The organism is Candidatus Zixiibacteriota bacterium, assembly GCA_040753875.1.
Classification (GTDB): domain Bacteria; phylum Zixibacteria; class MSB-5A5; order GN15; family FEB-12; genus DATKJY01.
This window is the reverse complement of record JBFMDV010000011.1, coordinates 1-20,729: the sequence shown is the minus strand read 5'-3', so window position 1 is coordinate 20,729 and position 20,729 is coordinate 1. Positions and strand designations below refer to the sequence as shown.

Genomic DNA, 20,729 nt, shown 5'->3' with positions numbered 1-20,729 from the left:
GATGGTGACCTTCATGGACGGTCTGGTACTGGCTCAGGATGCAGACTTGACGAAAGAAGAGAAACTGACAGCGTAACAGAAACTGCTCAGAGGTAAATGACTGTCAACTGAAGTATCGTTCAGTGCACATGATAGCACACGGACAAAGTCGTATGTCACAGTGGAGTTGACAGGCAATATATGGCATCCAGGGTCTCTCTGAAAGTAACGATGTTACTTGCTGCCGTTCTATTGTCGACCGTGTTTTCCGGCGTGTTCCTTGCGCTCTTTCGTATGGACCAATCATTTGTGGGGAGCCCGCTCATCATCAGTCTGACTGGAATCCTCTTCTCGTCTCAAGCGATCGTCCGTGGCATAGCCGGAAACCTTCGAATGCGGATCGGTCAGACTGCTGAGTCGCTTGCAGAACGTCAGAGGCAATTCAAACCAACTCTCGTTTATGGCCTTGTGCTGTTGGCAACCTCATCCATCATCATGACGGGTATTGCGTTCCTAGGACTGTATTTCGTTACTGAACACAATTTCATAGCGGCAACTGTCCTCCTGGCTATAGACATCATATTCGGCGGATTGTTCTTATGGCAGGTCTGGAAATTCAAGCGAAAAATTGAGCAGTTGACCAATCAATGCGGCGATCTGGCTGCCAAAGCCAAACCTACCCTTTGGCCAGCAGTGCGCCTCGTAGCGCCGGGCACTGCGATGGCCGCATTCGTACTCATGGCGGTCTATTTCTATGTGACATCTCAGCACTTGCTTCTGTCTGTGGCAGCGCTAGGCGGAGGCGTCGCGATGGTTCCACTACTTGTCAGTATTTCCAATAAGGTGGAGAAAGAATTCCCGATGGCATAGCAGCGCCATCAAGCTCGGATGGTACAGACCTGAAACATCCCTGATGGATTAGTCGCCGTAGGGCGAACCGCTTACTGGTTCCGCCAGACCCACGCAATGGCAGAACCAGAAACGGTTCTACCCTACAGATCGCCTCACAATGACTACGCTCTGGATTCCCGCGTGCGCGGGAATGACAACCTCTCAATCCCGCAGTGCGTCCAGCGGGCGATGAATTCCGGGCAAACCGCAGCAACGTCATTCCGAGAAGCGGTGCGCTTCGCGCCGCGACGAGGAATCTGTCACGTGCGTTCCTGCACCACTCGATCCATCAGGCCGTCGCACCCACACAAGATTGTCACGTCGACTCCGCCTTCGGCGGAGTCTCCCCACAATGACTGCGGAACTGCCTTGCACTGTTGTCAGGCCTCATCACCTGTCGGCTGGATGTTGCCACCGCCCGGCCGCATCTTCGTCCCCGGAACCAGCATCGGCACTTCCCGGCGATACGCTTCATAGGCCTTCCCGTGATACACCACCATATCCCGTTCTTCCAGCAGGATTCCGACGATGATATAACCGGTCGTCGCGATCGCAAATATGAGATGGCCCAATGACATATCCGGGGTTGACCAGAACGCGATGATGAACCCGAGCATGATCGGGTGCCTCAGAAGTTTGTACAGTCCTCTCTTAGTGAACGGGAGCGGTGTCAACTCTTTCCGCTGCGCGTGATACACGACCTGCCGCAAACCAAACAGATCGAAGTGGTTGATGATGAATGTGCTGACCAATACGATTAGCCAGCCGATCCAGCACAACGCCTGTAAGACTGTCCGTCCGGCGACGTTGGAAATCTGCCAGACCGAATCAGGCATCGGCCGCCACTGCCAGTACATCAGGATCAAAATCAGACTGGACAGGAGTACATAAGTGCTCCGCTCAATCGGGTTGGGAATGACCTTCGTCCAGACCTTTTTGAAGCCGTGACGGGCCATCACGCTGTGCTGGACGGCAAACAGCCCGAGCAACAGCGCATTGATCACAAGTGCACTTGCCACTGGCCCCGGCAGACCGGAATCGATCGATTTCGGAACCACCAGATTCCCGACAAATCCAATCGCGTACACAAACGACACCAGGAACACCAGATAGCAAACCACGCCGTACAGTAGAAAAACGACTCGTTGCATGATACCTCCGACTCGGATAAAATGGAAAAGACCACTCGGCGCCGGCCACGGTTTCACCCGCCGCCCGGCGTATTCGACAATATGGATACACATAATCTGTGATTGCCCGCTCCCTCCTGTCAAGCCCTATTTGTGCCCCCTCACCCGTCGCTTCGCGACACCCTCTCTCGTGGGAGAGGGGTAGGGGTACTGTCTGTTGTGGCGGGTCTTGCGGCCGCACGTTATATCATCGCCGCACTTCGACTTCGCTCAGTGCGACGATGATACAGCATACTGGCATTGAAGTGCGGCCGTGTGACCCGCCACTTTTTCAACAGTCCCCTTGCGGTGGGCACTGTTGCAGTTGCCGTAGGGCGGAACCGCTTCTGGTTCCGCCAGACCCACGTAACGGCAGAACCAGAAACGGTTCTGCCCTATAGGTCCTTACTTGCAGTGGGAACCATTGTCGTGCCGTCAGGCGTCCCCGCCTGACGGTCCACGTTTGCATCCAGGTGTCGGGCGGGGACACCCGACACCACCTATGATGCCGGTTGCCGCCTGCGCGCGGATTTTGTATCGTACAATACACGCATTAGTCGATGGCAAGGAGGACTAGATGATCGCCAGAATCTGGCACGGCTGGACATCAAAAGAGAATGCCGACAACTACGAGAAGCTGCTGAAAACCGAAGTTCTCCCTGGTATCGCCGCCATGAACATCCCCGGCTACCGCAACATACAAGTGCTGCGCCGCCCGCTGGCCGATGAGGTGGAGTTCATCACGATAATGCGCTTCGATTCGCTTGAATCCGTCAAGAGATTCGTCGGCGAGGACTACGAGCGGGCGCACGTGCCGCCCAAGGCGCGGGCGGTGCTGGACCGTTTCGATGAGCGCTCACAGCATTATGAGATAATTGGGGAGTACAGCTACTGAGGGGTCAACGGTAACCGGCGTCACGCGCTTCGACTCCGCTTAGCGCGACGTTCGAGGCGGGCGAAAAACTGCTTGCCCTTGGCAGCAGGCGGTCCACAGATTGGCATCCTGCGCGTGCTTTGCCTATGTACGATTACCTTGATATCCGCCTCACACGATTGGAGGCCCGGTTTGGACTAAAACCGACCGCCGTTCTTATCGGGCTGGGGCTGTTTCTCGTGGCCTGTATCTACGTGCGACCCGGCTACCAGACCGCCACCGGCCTGGGGCACCACTACGCCGAACTGGCCCGTCATCCGTTCGGTACTGGTGCGCCCAACAAGGTGGGGTTTCGCTTTCTGACGCCGCTATTGAGTTATCTGGTAGGATTGCGCGGGGGGCTGGTGGTGGTAACCAATCTGATCATTGCGGCGCTCTTCATCATGGCGGTTTACTGGTGCTACCGCCGCCTGTCGCCGCGTCCGGCCGATGCCCTGATCGCATCGTCGATTATCGCCTTCTCGCTGGTGACACTCACGACCATCTATTACAGCGGCTTCTGCGACGCACTGACCTATGTCATCATCTTCTTCATGTGGTGGTGGCGGCGGAAGCCGTGGCTGTTCTGGATACTGTTCGTGCTCGGCGTGTTCAATAGGGAGTCGATCGTCTTTCTCATCCCCTGGTTTCTATTTATCCGATGTGAAGGGCATCATTCGCCCGTGCGGCGGTTGTCACTTGATCTCGTGGCGGTGGCGATGGTCGGCCTGATAGTCTGGCAGGTACGCGCGTGGCAGTCGAGCCATATGAAGATCGGATTCGATGCCGCCTATTACCTTGAACCGCTCCGCAGCGATCCCCTTTTCTATTTCCGGAGATCATCCCTGCACAGCCTGCTGGGATTCACAACTGTGTTCAAGCTGCTCTGGGCCGTGCCGGTGGTGGCCGCTGTGTATCTATGGCGTCAGAAGAAAACGGCGGACCTGGCCGCGCTTATCATTCTGCTCGTATGCAGTGCTGCGCAACTGCTGATCGCCTGGGATTCGTCGCGGCTCTGGACGATGGCGTTCATGACGGTCATGATCGCACTGGTTCATCTGTTTCAGTCGACTGACACAAAGTACCGGCACTGGATCTTGCCGCTTATTCTGGTCAATTTTCTGGTGCCGCAGGATTACACGGCCGCACACATCATCGAGTATATGAGGAGTCTGCCGGATACTATAGTCCGCCTCTTGTTCTGGGACAAGGGTTGGTGAACGACCACAACTTCGTCATTGGCAGGGGTCAACTCCGGTGCCAGATTTCTCGGCGGCCTCGGAACCCGACCTGCCGGCGGGGGGCGACTGGCGGCACACGCAGACGTGTGCCGTTTATTGGATGCGAGATAGACGTTGGATCAACGTACGAGATTTCGCGCAGCAAGCCTTCGACTGCGTTCAGGCCGGCGGCTGTGCGCCACTAGCCGGGTAGAGATTGCTTCGTCGAAGCGACTCGCAATGACGGGGTGGTGAGAGGCATGACAATATCGGTCCATTTTAGACTTGTTTTCTGGCCTGCCATTTAGTATACTGAGTCGACCGGTCCGGGGTGTCGTGGATCCCTAAGGAACGATGGCGAGTGTCCACGACTAACGAGAGTCGAAATCTTCATTCAGCAGAGGCAACATGCAAACGGTCCTTTCGGATCTGTGGGTGCTCGTCAGTGGTCGGACCAGGCGTATCGGCTCGGTGATCACGATTGCCGTGACGGTCCTCCTATTGCTCGCGGCTGGTCCGGCCGGCGCTCAGAGTAATTGCTGCACAGTTCGCGGCAACTGCGATTGCGACCCCGGCGATGCCGTTGACATCTCCGATTTAGTGCGACTGATCGATTTTCTGTACAATTTCACCTCGGAACCCATGTGCTGCGATTCGGCGGCCAACGTTGATGCCGACCCGAGCGGTACGATCGACATCAGCGACTTAGTGTCGTTGATCGATTACCTGTTTTTCCAGGCGGCGCCGCCACCAGCGTGCGGTAGCGGGGGTGCAATCTCGGACTCCGCGCGCCTGGCCGCACTGGACCGGCTCCAGGTCGTCTTCGATTCGCTATTGTCGCAGAGCGGGTCGTTTCGACAGGATCTCATGACATACTTGCAGTCGGACCCCTTGATCGAAGCGGCGGGGATAGATTCGGGCACCGGCTCCGTGTGGGGCCGATTCACGGATGGTGTGCTGTACATAGGGGTCGACAATCGCGCACCCGCAAGCAGCGAGCGAGCGGCGAAGTTGCTTGCTCAGGCCGAGACACCACCAAGGATCTCACCTCTTCAGGAGAAGCTCGAGACGGTCACCGACCGCTCCACGCTGATCGGCAGGCTGGGCAAGAGAACGGCTCCGTCCGGGCTGCCCGCCTCGGGCGACGTAGCGTCGCTTCTGACCCTGGGGCCAGGATTCGCCCCAGTCAACGGGGTCATCGAGGGGATGTTGACCAGCAACGGCTACGATATCAAGACACGGGATGCTTCGGTCAACGGTCTCAAACAGATCGGCGGAGAGGGTGTGGTCTACTTTTCGACCCACGGTGGGGCAGGGCAGTTCTCATCGACCGAATTCGGCTATTCGCTGTGGACGTCACAGTCAGTCGATGTGAATTCGATCGCGAATTATAAGGCCGATCTGCTCGGCAAGCGTCTGACGATCATGCAGGCGGTGTACGGAACAGCCGTCGGCGATGCCGTATCCCAGATCCATCTGGGTATTACGGGGAATTTCATTACGCAGTATTGGAGTAACCTCGCGGACAATGCACTTGTCTTCATCGATGCGTGCGGTAGCAGTGGACCGGGTGCTGTAGGACTCAGAAACGCGATCGCCGGAAAAAATGGCTCCGTTTATTTCGGCTGGTCGCATCCGGTGGGGGCCAACGCGGCGAATCTCCTAGCCAAATTCATGTTCGACCGGTTGCTTGGTGCCAACACCGTGCAGCCTCGCGAGACACCGCCTCAACGACCATTCGACTATCTGAGTCTTTTTCAGGACCTCGCAGATCGAAACCTGCTGGTCCACCCATCGGATAGTCAGCCGTTTCTGATCACGGAGTTCCAGTATGTCGCTATGTCCGGCGGTTTCGGAATGCTGGCACCGAGTATCGAGGTGATGCAGGTCGACGAGCACGGCGACTCGCTCATTCTGTCCGGTATGTTCGGGGATGATCCCGGACAGATGGGTCATGTCTCGGTTGGAGGGGAGGAGCTGACGATCCTTTCGTGGTCACCCGAGATTGTCGTAGCGAATATCCCGAATACCGGCGCAGGATCACTTGGCCCTGTGCGAGTGACGGTCATTCCTGATTATTCGGGTCTGGCACCACTCGTGCAGCCCGCCAGCAACCGGGTCAACCTGACCGACTGGACCGGCCAGTTCAATTTCCACATGACCAGCTCCGGTTCTCTGGAGCAGACTGTTCAGATCAATGTGCATCTTCGGGCGGATATCCACAGTTTCCGCGATCAGCCCCACACGCAGCCGTTGAAGAGTATCCAGTACATCAACTCATGCGCGGAGAACTCGGAAGCGTCTGCCTCAGCCGCCGGGACGTACGTTATCCACTACCCGCCGGAAGGCGGTGGCGATTGGACCTGGACGTGGTATGGCGCGACCGCCGTTCCCGGATGGTGGAACTCACAAGCCAATCTTTTCCGCATCTACTGCGTGTTCAGCACCATTGACAACACGGCAAAGTTGAATCTGGAGTTGTACGCGCCGGAAGGTTGCTTCGAGTCACTTCAGTCTCCCCAGAGCTACACGGCTCCGCTTTTTGTTGCCATTCCCTACGAAATGTATGACGACGGTCAACACCGGCTCGATATGAGTTTCGATTCGCAGTACAACATTCTGTCGGGGACGCGAGACCGCCCGTTTGGAGGGGGGTACGACGGCAATCCAAACAACGGCCATCTGGAATGGACCACGTTCACGAATTCGTTCGCGCCCGATTCGACTGAAGCGCAATGAGAGGATTATTCAGACGTTTCGTGCGTACTGTGGCTTTGTCCGGAGGGATCAGGCATCACCGCCCTTCACGCCTATAGACCGTTCTTTTTGATACGAGGGAAAATCATCGGCACCCGTTTCTGGTACTCAAGGTACGCGTCGCCGAATCGCCGCTGCAGTTGCGGCTCCTCAAACACTCGCACTTCCCAAGCAAATGCCGCAATAGTTAACGGTAGTAGTATGAAGGTGACAGCCGGTGATTGGAAACCTATTCCCAATCCAAAGATCGCGATAATAAGGCCGGTAAACATGGGATGACGCGTGTAACGATAGGGACCGGTGGTGACCAGCGTCGGTGGCGGATTGAACGGCACCGGTGTGCCGCGGGCAAGCACAAATCGCGACACCGACCAGAACATCAGCGCCAAGCCGACCACCAAGAACGGGCACGCGAGCACCCAGCCGATCACGGGCGCGATGGGCTGCTCCACCCCGATGAGTCGGTCTACCGCACGCGCTCCGAACCATGCCCCGATGATCACACCAAAGAAAGTCACCGGGGCCACAATGGTCAGAGATATTCGCAGCCATCCGGGCAGATCCGACGGCCGGTCAAACCACCAACCGATGTTTCGTTTTGCGTGCATACGTGTCACTCACTCGCGTCGTGCGCTTCCGTCGAGTCAGACGGCACCGTCGCGTCAAGCGGCTGCGTCGAGCGGCCCCGTCGCGTCGAGCGAAGACGAGACGCGACCCTGAGCCCATTCGGTTCTCGTCTCCGCTCGAACCGACGATGTTACTCTTTGGTGTCCTACTTGCCCAAACCCGCCATAAACGGCAGACCTCCCGGTCTGCCGCCCGTCGGCACACGAGGACGTGTGCCATTTATCGGTTGAGTCCACTTCGGGCGACCCACTATGAATGGTGGGGCACAGAGGAGCGTCTACTTCGCTTTCGGCAGACGCACCCGCTCCTGCTGGATGAGGGTCAACATCCGGTACCCCAGCGAGGAGTCCGCCTTCATGAGTTTCGCCAGGATAGCATCGGCTTCCTTGGAACGATTGATCAACGCGTAAGTCGCGCCGAGCGAGATCACACCCGGCATGAAGGTGGAATCCAGCTTGACCACCTTCTCGAACTCTTTGGCGGCCTCGGCATATTTTGTTTGCCGGATGTACAAAAGCCCCAGCGACTGCAGCGCTTCTTTGTACGAGGGATTCCGTTTCACCGCCCCTTTGAACGCCTCCTCTGCGCCGTCCATCTTGCCGAGGTTCCGCTTCACCACGCCGAGGAAATAAAACAGGTCGGGCGCCTCGCCGCCGTACGCTTTGCTCCGCTCATAATAATACTCCGCGCTGTCATACATCTGCTGTGCGGCGAAGGCATTCCCCATGTTGAAGTAGATGATCGGGTTGGCCGTATCGATCGGCTGTGCGCGCTTGAGCACGCCCAGCGCCTGCTGCGGCCGCCCGGCGCGAAGATATTCGATCCCGAGGTTGGTCAGATACAGAGACTTGGTGGAGTCCAGACGGACCGCTGCCTCGTAATAGCCGATCGCCTCACCGGATTTCTTCTGCTCGCTCAGGATGGCGCCGATATTGTTGCTCAGCTGCGGGTCATTGGGCTGCATCTTGTATGCCTTTTGCAGATAGACCAGCGCCTGCTCCTGGTCCCCCAGCGCGCTGGCGATGACGCCAAGATTCCGAATCGCCTCGACATTCAGGGAGTCGAACCGCAGGGCGTTTTGATACTGCGTCCGCGCAGCGGCGTATTCGCGGATGCTCAATTTCAATCCGCCCTGGGTGAGAAAATGCTGCAACGAGTCCTGGGCAAAGAGGGACGAAGATATGTATATGATCAATAGAGACGGTAGCAGAACGATTTTCGGTCCTGATCTGATTACAATGCGCATGATGATTTTGCCTTTGGTACGGTTCATTTACGTTAGTAACATATACTCCCGTGAGGGAATTGTCAGCCAGTTTTGTCGCTCACCGCGCCTGCCATGTATCAGAAGTCCGGGAACTGGACACCGAGCGCTCCAACAACAAATGTCGGCTGCAGACAAGCCGGAAGTGTACCTTGGAAAAACAGCACGTCGATAAGTAACATCAAGTCTGCAATGTCCAGGGTCCCGGAACGATCCACATCATTTTCAGCTCGACAGGTCGAAAGTGTTCCTTGATAGAAAAGGAAATCGATGTAGGCAGTCATATCGGAGATGTCCACTACATCCCGGGGTCACCATTGGCATTGCCAGTGAACTGTTGACAGCAACAGGAGTCGCCGCGCCCATCGTGGTCAGAATCTTCCTGCATCGGATTATACGTATCAACGCAGTTGTCGCACGAATCACCAAATTGGTCAAGGTCCTGATCTGCCCCGCCGCATCGCACGAACACCACAAAACTGCTATCGTCGGTGCCGCATGGATTCGTAACAGTCAGCGAACCATGAAATACGCCGTAACTGGTATAGACATGGTTCACTACAAAGTATGCCGAGTGACACCATCTCCAAAATCCCAGAAAATAGTCCAAGGCCCCACCCCAGAGGTAACGTTGGAAAACTTAAGACAACAACTCGAGGCCAACTTCGAGGTTCACCCATTTTTCGCTATATTTTGTACAGAGGGAACATGTGTCGTACCCTTCAATGTATGTCTGAGTTCCAGATGGGTTGAGCCCGGAGCAACCGCCGTGACCGGGGTCGATGACAACATCCACTTCTTGTTGCGGCAGAGCGATTCCCCTGGCTAACAACATCCCGAAGCTCACTGATAACCACAGGCCCACTATGCGGCGAGCGATAAGTATCATAGTGTTCCCCCTCGAAAAACGATAATGACTTTTCCAGAACAGAGGAATGCGATCTTCATACCATCCGGCGCATAGGTCGGCGAATTGCAACCGTGCATATCTATCAGATCGTCCACAACCGTAAGTACGTTGGTGGCGTAGTTGAACGTAGCAACGTTGAAGATTTCATACTCGTCTGCATCATGGAATATCAGCGTAAAGAGTATCTCGGGAGCGCTTGGATTGAAGGAACCGTGCATACACGCAACTGCTCCGGTAAGGGGAGGAAATTCCTTCGGGATCGTATCAAGGACGATGAATGTCGAATCGGCGAAACGGCAGAGCACTCCCCCATCCAAGTAGTAGGTAAGCGGCTTGTCCACCGTTGGGGGGAAGACCCGGTTGGGCGCTGCAGCGCGCGCCAATCGTACTGAATCGCGAAGATCACAACTTATCTTGTATAGACCGTCCTGCCCCCAGTCCACGAAATGATTCTCGGCCAATGCAGAGGCATCAGTGCCCTTCTTCGTCACATCTGTTTCCAATACAACTCGCTCCCGGTCACGACTGTGCCGCCTCGTGGTCGCCTGAATCACATTTGTGCGATAGAATACAACGCCCTCTAACGAGCGAAACGGACCCGAGAACGATTCAGGTTGATCCTCCGGACGCGCACCCGGAGTACGCTTGTACTCTCTCACCGTTCGAGTCCTTGAGCTGTCGATCTCGACACACACGATACGGTTCAGTTCGGTATCGCCGGGAAGCTGCTTCTTAGTGTGGATAAGAAGCTCGCGACCGGACAACCACTCTGCCCTGAACGGGGCTATATCGAGCGTCACAATCACTCTGCTTGTGCCAAGCGTGTCTGAAACACGTAGCGAACCATTGTGAAAATATGCCAGCTGGCTGCCGTCAGGTGACCAATTCAGCGGTCGGACGACAGGCAAGCCATTCGCCGGCCCAACCTCAATCACCTTCGTTATCTCATAGCTGATCCCTGCCTCACTCAACAAAAGCACGGCAAGGAAGCATTTAAGCAATGGTCCGCGCATGCGCAACCTCCCTTACTCTACAGATTATACTTCCCGGTTTCCGCTGCATGCATGACGCTTATAAAAGGAGTCTGTCAAGTCCAATTTTAAGAACTGGTGCCGAACCTCATAATGCAGAAACCCGTTTGGATGTCACTCGAACGGGCTAAGGCGATGTATTGGTATCGGTTAGGAGGGTGATCATAGCGCCTGAGGTACAGAATGAAAAAAAAACGGCCCGCGCCAGCGGGCCGCCCCTCCAAGCGATGGACGCTTTCAGAGGTATCTGCCTGTCCATCCCTGAACAGGGCTTCATTACACCTATCTATTTAACGCGCTTGGGGGCGTGATTGTTCACCATGGCGAACGACAAATATTCCAGTTCCATGGACATATTTTCGTTCCGAAGGTAGACATCCTCCGGCACTTTCAGATTGACCGGCGCGAAATTGAGGATCGCCTTGATACCGGATTGCACGACATCATCCACAATGTACTGTGCGACTGTCGCCGGCACGGCCAGGATCACCATCTCGATCTTGGAATCGGCCAGCTCGGACTTCAAGCTGCGCGCGTCGGAAACCTGCAACCCCTTGTGGTTGGAGCCGATCTTGCGCTGGTCGTTGTCGAACAGCTTGACGATGTTGAATCCCTGTTTGGCGAATTCCTTGTAGCTCACCAGCGCCGAACCGATATTGCCGACACCTATCAGAGCTACCCGCCAGGTGCGATCCAGACCGAGAATCGAGGCGATCTGCGTGCGCAATTCTTTAACCGGATATCCCAATCCGCGTGTGCCGAATGAACCAAAAAACGACAGGTCTTTGCGTACCTGGGCCGGAGTCAATTTCTCCCGTTTGGCGAGCTCTTTCGACGAGACAGTTTCATAGTTCTCTTTTTCGAGAAGTGAAAGGGCCCGATAGTACTGGGAGAGACGGTGAATGGTTGATTCGGAAATGCGTTTACGATTCAGCGATGGCATTGTGCCCCTATATCTAACGGTTTGCAGCGCTATAAGATACGCCTATGTGAAAGGGTTCACAAAAAAGTATACCCCTCACCCCTTTTTCTGTCAAGTGAAAACTGTAACAAGGAACCGGATTATTTTGGTACCGATTGTGGTGTCAGAGGTTACGCGGTCAGTCGAATTCAGGGCAGGCCCGGGATCGCTCACCTCGACGCGGGGCCTGGTCATGAAACGTTCCGGGGGCGTTTACAGGTTTGCGGTCATACTGACCACAAAATTGCGTCCCGGCTCGGCGATCGGGTTGTCCGGGTTTCGGGCGTTGAACGGTTCCGCATACGCCTTGTCGAATATGTTATTCGCCGAAAGCGAGAGCCGCACCAGATTCCACGGCCTGAAGCCGACGGTCGCATTCACCACAGTGAACCCTTTCGAGGGAATGTCATCCAGATAGGCGACATCGGGTACGCGATTCTGGTCCCCCACCACCCGGAGATTGGCCTCACCGAATGCACCGTACTTCTTGTGACGATACCCGGCTGTCACACCAAGTTTGACCGGCGACACGAACAGCGGCTGGTCGGCGCTTCTGATCTGACCGTGCTGGTAAGCGAGATTCAGATTCCCGTACAGACCGAAATCGAAATTCCCTTCGACAACCCCCTCGAAACCATAGATGCGAACATCCTCGAGATTCTCATAACGCCACAATGGCGTGTACGGCGCGCCGGGGCTGCTCGGTGGGAGACTGTCGTAGGTCTGCAATTGAGTGAAATCATTATATAAACTATAGAAGCCGATCAGCGAGTAGTTCACATGCGGGTGGATTGCCTTCACACCGTAGTCGATCGAGACCGACCGTTCGGGTTTGATATCGGGATTGGGGCGGGTCTGGCGACCGGACGCGGAGCCGTAGTAGAATCGCTCTACCACGTTCGGCACGCGATACGCTGTCCCGACATTGGCGACAAGGTTCGCACCTCCGCCAATATTGTATACAAGTCCGAGCGAGCCATTGACCGAATTGTAATGTTCGCTCTGTGTCGGCAGAGCTTTGCCGCTATCGTCCTCATAGCCGGGGGTCTGATTGGTGTTGATCCAGAAATTATCGTAGCGAAGACCGGCAGTCACCAGCAACGGGGCGAGGTTGATTTCGCCGGAAGCGAACAGCCCGAGCGAGTTCCAGTTGTTTTTCGGTACGGACGAACCACGGGTGGTGTCGTTGAACGGAAACGGCCCGAAGCCGTCGAAACGCGTGATCTCGACAACGTCACCGTCGATAGCTTCATGAAGAAAATCAAAGCCGGAGGTAAGGTTCAGCCTGGGGCCAAGCGCGTACAGCTCCTGGAAATTGAGACCATACTTGGTAACTTCGGTGTGGTTCGTGGCGGTTAGCGGCGTAATAGTGGGTGGGTTGGGCGGCGGTCCGGCCGGTATCACCAGCGAGCCGAGGAAATCAGTCAGGAAATCCTTGGTGATCCGGTCGAAATACAATCTCGATTCCAGCTTGGCCAGATGCGAGCTGAGTCCCCGGGCGGTGTAGGTAAGCGAGGCCGCCTGACGATCATGGTTGGGATAGACGAACAGGAACGGCGTGGAGTCATTGGGGACACCGGGGTATCCGATGTCGTTCCCGCGAAAGAAATTCAGGTCGAGGTCAAGGCGCTGCCGTTCGGCGAGCTTATAGGCGAGTTTCCCTTCGTAGTTGTTCACCCGCGCGCGAGAATTGACGAGCCGATCGCGCGAGAAATCATATCCGGTGCGGGCGTTTAAGCTGTCATAAAAACCGGGGCGATAAACAAAAAACTCAGGTTTTGAATTCCAACCGTCCGGCGGCTGATAATCTTTGTTGGCCTCTCGGTATTGAAATCCGAATGATGTCACCCAGCGCTGCGCCTCGACGCCGACATCAAGGCGGTTGGAATGCTGCTGGTCGGCAGTCGAATAGCGACCGCTGTACGTGGCGAACGGCTTGAGGGTGCTGTTGAAGCTGTTTTTACGGGTGATGATATTGATCACGCCGCCCATGGCATCGGAGCCGTAGAGCACCGATGACGGTCCATTGACCACTTCGACCCGCTCGATATCATTGGGATCCACCAGTGACATGGAAACACCCGCAAATGACGATATGTCACGCTGGTCATTCAACCGTTCGCCGTCGACCAGTACCAGAATACGCGTGCCGTACAGACCGCGGATCACCGGGCGGGCACGGAACGGCCCGGCATCGTTCATATCCACACCGGGAAACGAACGGATGACATCGGAGACGATAGTGTACCCTTTGTTTTGGATCTCACCAGTGCCAGTGACCGTGACTGGCTGGGCCGTCCGGTACGCTTCTTTTTCGTAGCGATTGGCGGTCACGACCACATTGTCGAGCACCGATGCGGCCGGCTCCAACTCCACTCGCAATTCGCCGCCGTCAGCCGACAGATTCCGCCTGGTGCGATAACCGACGTGACTCACACTCAGAGTGAGGGGAACACCGGAATCGTAAGTTATCGCGAATCGGCCGTCGGCATCGGTAGCCAGGCTTTTGTTACGACCTTCCATGGACACGGTAGCGCCCGCGAGCGGGCCGCCGGTATTGCGGTCGACTACGACGCCGGTGAGGGTGGCAGCATGGACAACAGCCCCGACGGCGAATAAAACAAGAGCGACAATTACCGATCTGCGCATGACAGTCCTCCTTGCACTTGACATTCAGAGTCGGTCAACGATACGCTCCCCTGAAGTCCATTTGTCATGGCAGTGTCATCGCATGGGCTAAGAAGGCACTTTTTGTGTGCTTTCCGAGCCGGCGCTACCGTTCGTTCCGTCCAAACCGCTTGACTATCGTGGACTGAATAGTATAATTACAGCGCGAATAGCTGCCGTACGCGCGGCAATCGTCCCATGTTATCGCGAGTCATAGCTGTAATGGCGGATGCCGCCAATCATCACACATCAAAGGAGGCTGGTATGCTTTCGAGACCGAAATTTACACTCATCACAATCGTGGCATTTCTGATGCCGTGGATCATGGTGTCATGCTCGGGTTCCGGCGGCGGGGTGGACAACGACGAACCTGAGGACACGACACCGCCCTCGTCCATCAGCGACCTACATGTCACCGTTGTCACCACCAATTCGATAGCGCTCCAATGGACATCACCCGGCAATGACGGCAACGCCGGTTGTGCCAGCGAGTATGATCTGCGCGCGGCATACGACAGCATCACGGTGCAGACCTTCAGCGCCGCCCACCATATTGACAGCATTGTGGCGCCGTTACCCGCCGGTATGGAACAGTCGACGGTGATCGACAGCCTGCAACCCGATACCAAGTATTACTTTGCCATCAAGACACGGGACTGGGAAGGGAACTGGAGCGCGATATCGAACGTCACCAGCGCCAGGTGTCACGGCGACACCACAGTGGAGTTTCCGGACACGGCCCTTAATCGGATCATTCGCGAGATCATCGGGAAACCTACGGGCGACATAAGGAAGTCGGACCTGACGGCCGTCTCACGAATCGAAGCGGCAGACGGTAATATCGCCGATCTGACCGGGATCGAGCATTGTCCCGTCATGGCGTACCTGTTCCTCCAGAGGAATCATATTACAAGTCTGGATCCGATCGCCGGCCTGATCATGATGGTGGAAGTCAATTTTGGCGGCAACAACATCAGCGATGTTACCCCGCTGAGCGGGCTGACCAGCCTGGTGCAGTTGGAACTGGTTCAAAATCCGATCACCGATATTGGTTCGTTGTCCGGACTGTCCAACCTTCGGGTGGTTCGATTGAGAGAGACCCAGGTGACCGATTATTCATCCCTCTTCGGACTGCCGTCGTTGCAGGAACTCGATATCGCGACCAATAACCTCGGTGATATTGCGTTCGTCCAGAATTTCAGCCATTTGAAAGTCCTGAGTCTGGCCAGCAATAATATCACAAGTATTGCCCCTCTTTCCGGGTTGACCACATTGGAAAACCTTGGCCTGACCTTTAATCAGATATCTGACTTGAGTGCTCTGACTGGACTGGTGAATCTGAAGGAACTAAGCCTGCAGTACAATTGGTTTTCCGATATACAGCCACTGGTGAATAACACGGGGCTGGGGGCCGGCGATATAATCTACATCAGCCACAACAGCCTGTCGCAGTACTCAGTCGACTCGCTCATCCCGAAGCTCGAAGCGCGCGGGGTAACGGTCTATCACTGAACAATTGACGTGAGAAGTCGGGGCAGGGCCGCCTCGTACGGCCCTGCCCCGAGAAGATCGTCATTGTGTGGACATGTGGTCGTCGTCGTGGCCGAATGGACAGAACTGCTTCCAGACACCCACCATCGGCAGATTTAACTGTTCGATGGACGGTGCCCATCCGACTTCCCCGTCGATCGTTCCACCGCGCGTGCTGTTGACATACTTGAAGTAGCCGCTGTATCGTCCGTGGCCCGAACCGCACAACGGACACATGGTGGGATCATCATAGTACCAGGTGCCACGCAGATACGCGATGATCTGATCCGTCATATAGCCTGACACCCAGCCCTCGAACAGACGCCTGCCGTCACTGGTAGTCCAGAAAACGCCCGAATAGACACCTGCGGGCGTGTTAGTCTGTTCAAGCCAGAGGCCGCCGAAATGACCGCTGTCTCCTGAGATATTGTTCTTCACCCACTCCCCACGCATGATTCCCTGTGGACAGGGGAACGGCCAGAGCTTGCGAGCCTGTATCGCCACGCTGTTGACCGAGTCGACCTGATAAACCACGTTGAGGCGACGCAGCTGTTCGAATGTGAACTGCTTCGTGAATGGCGGCGTCTCGAATGTCAGTACCGGCGGCGTGATGTACACGATCCCACGTTTGAGAAATACCAGTGCCGCGATACCGTCGAAATCGCCGGTCGTGTATGAGACCCAGGCAGCCTGCGAGGGAATTGTCTGCGGCAGCAGCGAATCCTGGTTCGGCTCGAATCCGAGCGTGAGGGGGATAGTCACCACAGCCACGCCGTTCACCCACAGGGAGCCGGACCAGTCAGTGGTCGTGGTGCCGTTCAGCGGCCGGTTGGCGAGATGTCCCCAAAGGATTCCAACCGCATAAACATCGAAACTGGTGTCGAACACCGGTGGCGGGACTTGGACGCTGGGGAGACTGGTGAAATCGGACTCAAGGTCAGCTTCGGTGGGCGTGAGTTTATCGAGTTGACTTTGAATTTCAGCCGGTAGTCGGACTGTATTCGAGTTGTCGTTTTGTGTGGCTACCGGCGCGGGCTGGTCGCTATTACAGCCGGCGACGCACAGCAGCAAAGTTGCGAGAAGCAACACGGTGATGGTTCTCATATGCACCTCCTGGTTTCAAGAGAACGCCGCGACACTTCGATTAAATTGTCCTTAACAGTAGTTTCTTGCAGTGCTCCGAGGTCGTGTTAAGATGTTTATAATATACGTCCCAACAGCCTCGGATGCAAGTGTTAGATGTGGGCCAGTCACCGACGGTCGCCGGGAGGAAGCTGACCGGCGGTCCTCCCCTGAGTGAAAGGCAGGAAGCTATGCCGGATCACTCACCTTCAGAACCCCCGCGTCACCCATCAGGTGCTTGAGCAGGAGCATCTGCCCATAATGCCCGGCGGTATGCTCAAGGATATGATAGACGGTCCAGGCGCGTGTGACGGTGAAATCCCTAAGCTTATAGGCAGTATCCAGATCAGCGTCATTCCATTTCTGCATAGTGGCATGGCTGGCGCGGCGGGCTTTGTCGAGCATGCCGAAATAGTCGGTGAGGCTTTTTCCCCTCAAAGTGGCGGAATGACGAGCGTCTGAAGCCAGCGGCAGGCCATCATCGTCCATTCTGATTCCGATAGTGTTCAGGATCAGATTATCCCCCTCGGGTTCAAGGCGCATTTCTGCGGGAGCCACATTCAGCCAGTACACTTCGGAGACCGCCAGGTGGGCAAGAAGCATCCCGATGGTGTTGACACCCGGATGCGGCTGCCACTGGAGTTGTTCGATAGTCAAGCCGGCGAGATTCTCCTTCAGCTTCTGCGAGCGATCATCGAGTTGTGCTGCAAACAACGCCACCATCCGCTGGCGCGACATGTCATACCCCTCTGGGGCGGTGAGTTTACGATCTTTCATGGACTTTCCTTCCGTCAAAGCGACAAAAAAAGTGTGACTTGAGGTGCGGAAACGGCTACATCATCCGGCTCTGGCCGAAACCGAGCACTTTGTGGCAGTGCGGACAGAAACAGAGCGTGCTCTGCGGCATCACCACACCCAGTCCTTTCGACCGGACATAGACTTCATCAAGCGGCTGCTCGCAGTGCGGACAAAGCGGGGCCACATCATCGCGAACGCTGATTTTCAAATCACGGAGCATCATCGTGTGTTCTCCCGGATCAATAGCGGTTACAGATACAATCATCTATTTCAACGGGAACGTACGGAATCAGGCGGTCTGAGTTTCAGGTCCCGCCCTTTCCACGCGAACCAGATCGTGCCAAGGACGCCGAATGTGCCCGCCACCAGAAAATTGGCGGTGGGGCTGATCATCCAGAGAAACGCCCCGCCGAATGCAGCCAGAGAGACGACGGTGTCCCGCATCAGGTAATAGAGTCCGAACATGCCGGCCTCGCGACCGGCCGGAGACAGATCCATGATCAACGCTTTGCGGGTGGCATCACCGAACTCTTTCAGGCCACGAATGACAAACGCCCCTACCAGCGGCCAGAACGACTGACAGAACAGAAGCATGATCGGGAAGAGCGTGAAGAAGATAAACGTGATAGTTACAAACGGCTTCTTCTGCGTCTTATCTGCCCAGTAGGCGACGGGGATATAGCAGACAAACGCGGTGGCCATCTCAATAGTAGTCAACAAGCCGAATTCGAAAGCTGTTACCGGCGATGAGATGACTTTCATGCACCAGATGACGACAAACGCGTACGGTATCTGCTCGCAGAAGCGGATCAGGATGTCGGAGGCCAGCAGGTTTTTCATCTCAGGTGTCATTTCCCGGAAGAGTCTTAGCGGGTTCTTTTCAGCCTTTCCATTGATAGCGTCTGTCTCAGAGTTGTTTTCAATAAGGAGTTGCTGCATAATAGCCGCCACCAGCGCCATTCCGAGCGCTGCCACAAAGGCCAACCGGACACCCCGTGTCTCCCCCCAGATACCGATAAATGTACCTCCCAGCAGTGGTCCAAGGGACATGGGGATCCGTCGCACCAGCGAATGCATGGAGACCCCCATGGTGCGCTTGGCACGGGGAAGAATCCGTGCAACCAGACTCATGGTGGCGGGGAGCGATATGGCAGTCCAGGAAAGGAACAAGAATGAACCGATAATGACCGCCTGCCAGGTGGGGACTAAGATCACGACCAGAAACCCGGCCATGGCCAGAACATTGAAGATCAGCAGCGCCCGCTTGGTACCGAAGCGGTCGGATAGATAGCCGCCGGGAAATGAGTAAAGCGCCGAGAGCAGGTTATCCAGGCCGTTGAGCAAGCCGACCGAAATAGCGCCGCCACCCAGGGCGATGAGATAGATCGGCAGGAATCGCTCAGCCATCTTCTCCCCCATGCCGACCAGTATGACCATCCCCAGCAGTCCCACCATGCTGCGCTTGAGGGCGAAGAAGTCGATGATGCGCTGCCGGAATGTCATCTCTGTCTGTTGTCGGGTGATTGCCGGGTCATGATCTGCCAAGGTACGACCAGTTGCGATTTCAAGCAAGCTACAGGTGCAGGCGGAAGGCTCTGGACAGCACAACCTGAATTGGCTACGTTTGATCACATGGGACGCGTCTATTCACTGCCGGAGATTTACGATATCGCGTTCGATTTTCGCAATGTGCCCGGCGAAGTCAATTTCCTTCTCGACGCCGTTCGCAAGTATGCGGATCGAGAGCCGCGGTCGGCCCTCGAGTTCGCCTGCGGTCCGGCGTATCATGTGCGGGAGATCGCGCGCCGTGGATTCGTTTCAGATGGACTCGACCTCGAACCGGCCATGGTGGCCTACGCGAGAGAACTGGTCGCAAAAGAACGGTTGAGCGCAGGCATTTTTGAAGGAGACATGCGATCGTACCGCACCGACCGCCGCTATGATCTTGTTTACAGCTTGATAGCGTCATTCGGACATCTGCTTACCAACGAGGACGTCCTTTCCAACCTCAATTGCGCGGCGGACCTGCTCAATGAGCGTGGGCTTTACATTGTCTCGACAGCTCACCCACGCGATTTCTACGGCGACGAAGAGCCCTCGGTCAAGACCTATTGGACCATGACCCGTGGCGACACCACGGTGGTGACAGATTGGGGCGGGAGCAATCAGCAGTTCGACCCGTTGACGGAGTGCGATGACGTGGTGATCACGTTCTCGGTCACCAATGGTGAAGAGAGCAGGCAGTACGAATTCACGGAGCGACTTCGCCGCTGTTCGCTCAATACGTTCAGGGCTCTGGTGCAACTTTCCGGGCGGTTCGAGATTGCGGATCTTCTGGGGGATTTCGATCTGAAGATGCCTCTTTCCAATGATCGGGAATCGTATCGGATGGTGGCGGTGCTCCGGAAGCAGTGACACATCTGGTCTGGTTGGTGTACGCCAACCAGCAGGCGCAAAACGAACTGCCGGATGTCTGGAACGCTACCGTGCACCCGGCCTCTATGGCTGAACTTCCATTGCACAGTCCGCTTAATCATCCGTCTCTTGCTAAAGTCCATGTTTACGCATATTTACAATGATATGCAAAGTGGCCATATGACTATATATTTGTCTGGTCGACGGTGACAATGGAAAGAAAGGGGAGTATATTATGAAGTATGCCAAATGCGTCGCTCTGCTATTGATCTCTGTCCTTGCTTGGAGCTCATGTCGTGAGACGAAGAACATCTATGATGATGGGCACATTGTCAGAGTGTCCGGGACAAGAGTTAATTTCAAAAGGTGTGGAAATTGATAAAAAAGTAGCGTAGCCTTTCGGTGAGTAATTCAACGGAAGCGGTCGTGTAGAAGCACGACCCACGAAAGGATACGCCGATGACAAAGTACACGA

At 55.7% G+C, this 20,729-nt stretch carries 18 protein-coding genes; 6 read left to right on the top strand and 12 right to left on the bottom strand.

Annotated elements, in window-relative coordinates; translation table 11 throughout:
• The first annotated feature begins 180 nt into the window (after positions 1 to 180).
• Positions 181 to 849: a hypothetical protein gene (locus AB1644_04915; GenBank protein ID MEW6050387.1), complete on the top strand. Its 669-nt coding sequence runs from the start codon at positions 181 to 183 to the stop codon at positions 847 to 849.
• A gap of 401 nt (positions 850 to 1,250) precedes the next feature.
• Here the strand turns inward: AB1644_04915 and mddA are convergent, their stop codons facing one another.
• Entirely contained in the window at positions 1,251 to 2,021 is a 771-nt protein-coding gene (mddA, locus tag AB1644_04910) for a methanethiol S-methyltransferase (protein ID MEW6050386.1), read from the bottom strand.
• 595 nt (positions 2,022 to 2,616) lie between these two features.
• On the opposite strand from mddA, the gene AB1644_04905 reads away from it, so the two are divergent.
• The 3 genes from AB1644_04905 (at position 2,617) to AB1644_04895 (ending at position 6,911) form a co-directional block, all read left to right on the top strand.
• Positions 2,617 to 2,934: an antibiotic biosynthesis monooxygenase gene (locus AB1644_04905; GenBank protein ID MEW6050385.1), complete on the top strand. Its 318-nt coding sequence runs from the start codon at positions 2,617 to 2,619 to the stop codon at positions 2,932 to 2,934.
• A gap of 125 nt (positions 2,935 to 3,059) precedes the next feature.
• Positions 3,060 to 4,172, top strand: a complete 1,113-nt coding sequence (locus AB1644_04900; protein MEW6050384.1) for a hypothetical protein — start codon at positions 3,060 to 3,062, stop codon at positions 4,170 to 4,172.
• 408 nt (positions 4,173 to 4,580) lie between these two features.
• Positions 4,581 to 6,911, top strand: coding sequence for a hypothetical protein (locus tag AB1644_04895; protein ID MEW6050383.1), 2,331 nt, complete (start codon positions 4,581 to 4,583; stop codon positions 6,909 to 6,911).
• A gap of 71 nt (positions 6,912 to 6,982) precedes the next feature.
• On the opposite strand, the gene AB1644_04890 is transcribed toward AB1644_04895, so the two are convergent.
• The 7 genes from AB1644_04890 to AB1644_04860 form a co-directional block, all read right to left on the bottom strand.
• Positions 6,983 to 7,537 (bottom strand): isoprenylcysteine carboxylmethyltransferase family protein, encoded by a 555-nt coding sequence (locus AB1644_04890; GenBank protein ID MEW6050382.1) that lies wholly within the window; start codon positions 7,535 to 7,537, stop codon positions 6,983 to 6,985.
• 296 nt (positions 7,538 to 7,833) lie between these two features.
• Complete coding sequence (locus tag AB1644_04885) at positions 7,834 to 8,829, bottom strand: tetratricopeptide repeat protein (protein ID MEW6050381.1); 996 nt, start codon at positions 8,827 to 8,829, stop codon at positions 7,834 to 7,836.
• A gap of 71 nt (positions 8,830 to 8,900) precedes the next feature.
• Positions 8,901 to 9,104, bottom strand: coding sequence for a hypothetical protein (locus AB1644_04880; protein MEW6050380.1), 204 nt, complete (start codon positions 9,102 to 9,104; stop codon positions 8,901 to 8,903).
• Positions 9,105 to 9,118: 14 nt separating this feature from the next.
• Complete coding sequence (locus tag AB1644_04875) at positions 9,119 to 9,430, bottom strand: hypothetical protein (GenBank protein ID MEW6050379.1); 312 nt, start codon at positions 9,428 to 9,430, stop codon at positions 9,119 to 9,121.
• A gap of 275 nt (positions 9,431 to 9,705) precedes the next feature.
• Positions 9,706 to 10,743, bottom strand: coding sequence for a hypothetical protein (locus AB1644_04870; GenBank protein ID MEW6050378.1), 1,038 nt, complete (start codon positions 10,741 to 10,743; stop codon positions 9,706 to 9,708).
• Positions 10,744 to 11,047: 304 nt separating this feature from the next.
• Positions 11,048 to 11,704, bottom strand: coding sequence for a redox-sensing transcriptional repressor Rex (locus AB1644_04865; protein ID MEW6050377.1), 657 nt, complete (start codon positions 11,702 to 11,704; stop codon positions 11,048 to 11,050).
• A gap of 231 nt (positions 11,705 to 11,935) precedes the next feature.
• On the bottom strand, positions 11,936 to 14,371 hold the full coding sequence (locus AB1644_04860; protein ID MEW6050376.1) for a TonB-dependent receptor: 2,436 nt from the start codon (positions 14,369 to 14,371) through the stop codon (positions 11,936 to 11,938).
• A 282-nt stretch (positions 14,372 to 14,653) separates the two neighbouring features.
• On the opposite strand from AB1644_04860, the gene AB1644_04855 reads away from it, so the two are divergent.
• A complete protein-coding gene (locus AB1644_04855; GenBank protein ID MEW6050375.1) occupies positions 14,654 to 15,901 on the top strand; it encodes a leucine-rich repeat domain-containing protein in 1,248 nt (415 codons plus the stop codon).
• Between the two features lie 60 nt (positions 15,902 to 15,961).
• Here the strand turns inward: AB1644_04855 and AB1644_04850 are convergent, their stop codons facing one another.
• From AB1644_04850 to AB1644_04835, 4 genes are all read right to left on the bottom strand, one after another.
• Positions 15,962 to 17,023: a hypothetical protein gene (locus tag AB1644_04850; protein ID MEW6050374.1), complete on the bottom strand. Its 1,062-nt coding sequence runs from the start codon at positions 17,021 to 17,023 to the stop codon at positions 15,962 to 15,964.
• A 207-nt stretch (positions 17,024 to 17,230) separates the two neighbouring features.
• The gene (locus AB1644_04845; GenBank protein MEW6050373.1) at positions 17,231 to 17,818 is read right to left on the bottom strand and encodes a DinB family protein; all 588 of its coding nucleotides are present in this window, start codon (positions 17,816 to 17,818) and stop codon (positions 17,231 to 17,233) included.
• Between the two features lie 55 nt (positions 17,819 to 17,873).
• Positions 17,874 to 18,104, bottom strand: coding sequence for a hypothetical protein (locus AB1644_04840; protein MEW6050372.1), 231 nt, complete (start codon positions 18,102 to 18,104; stop codon positions 17,874 to 17,876).
• A gap of 5 nt (positions 18,105 to 18,109) precedes the next feature.
• Positions 18,110 to 19,342 (bottom strand): MFS transporter, encoded by a 1,233-nt coding sequence (locus tag AB1644_04835; GenBank protein ID MEW6050371.1) that lies wholly within the window; start codon positions 19,340 to 19,342, stop codon positions 18,110 to 18,112.
• A 30-nt stretch (positions 19,343 to 19,372) separates the two neighbouring features.
• On the opposite strand from AB1644_04835, the gene AB1644_04830 reads away from it, so the two are divergent.
• On the top strand, positions 19,373 to 20,254 hold the full coding sequence (locus tag AB1644_04830; protein ID MEW6050370.1) for a class I SAM-dependent methyltransferase: 882 nt from the start codon (positions 19,373 to 19,375) through the stop codon (positions 20,252 to 20,254).
• Positions 20,255 to 20,729: the final 475 nt, after the last annotated feature.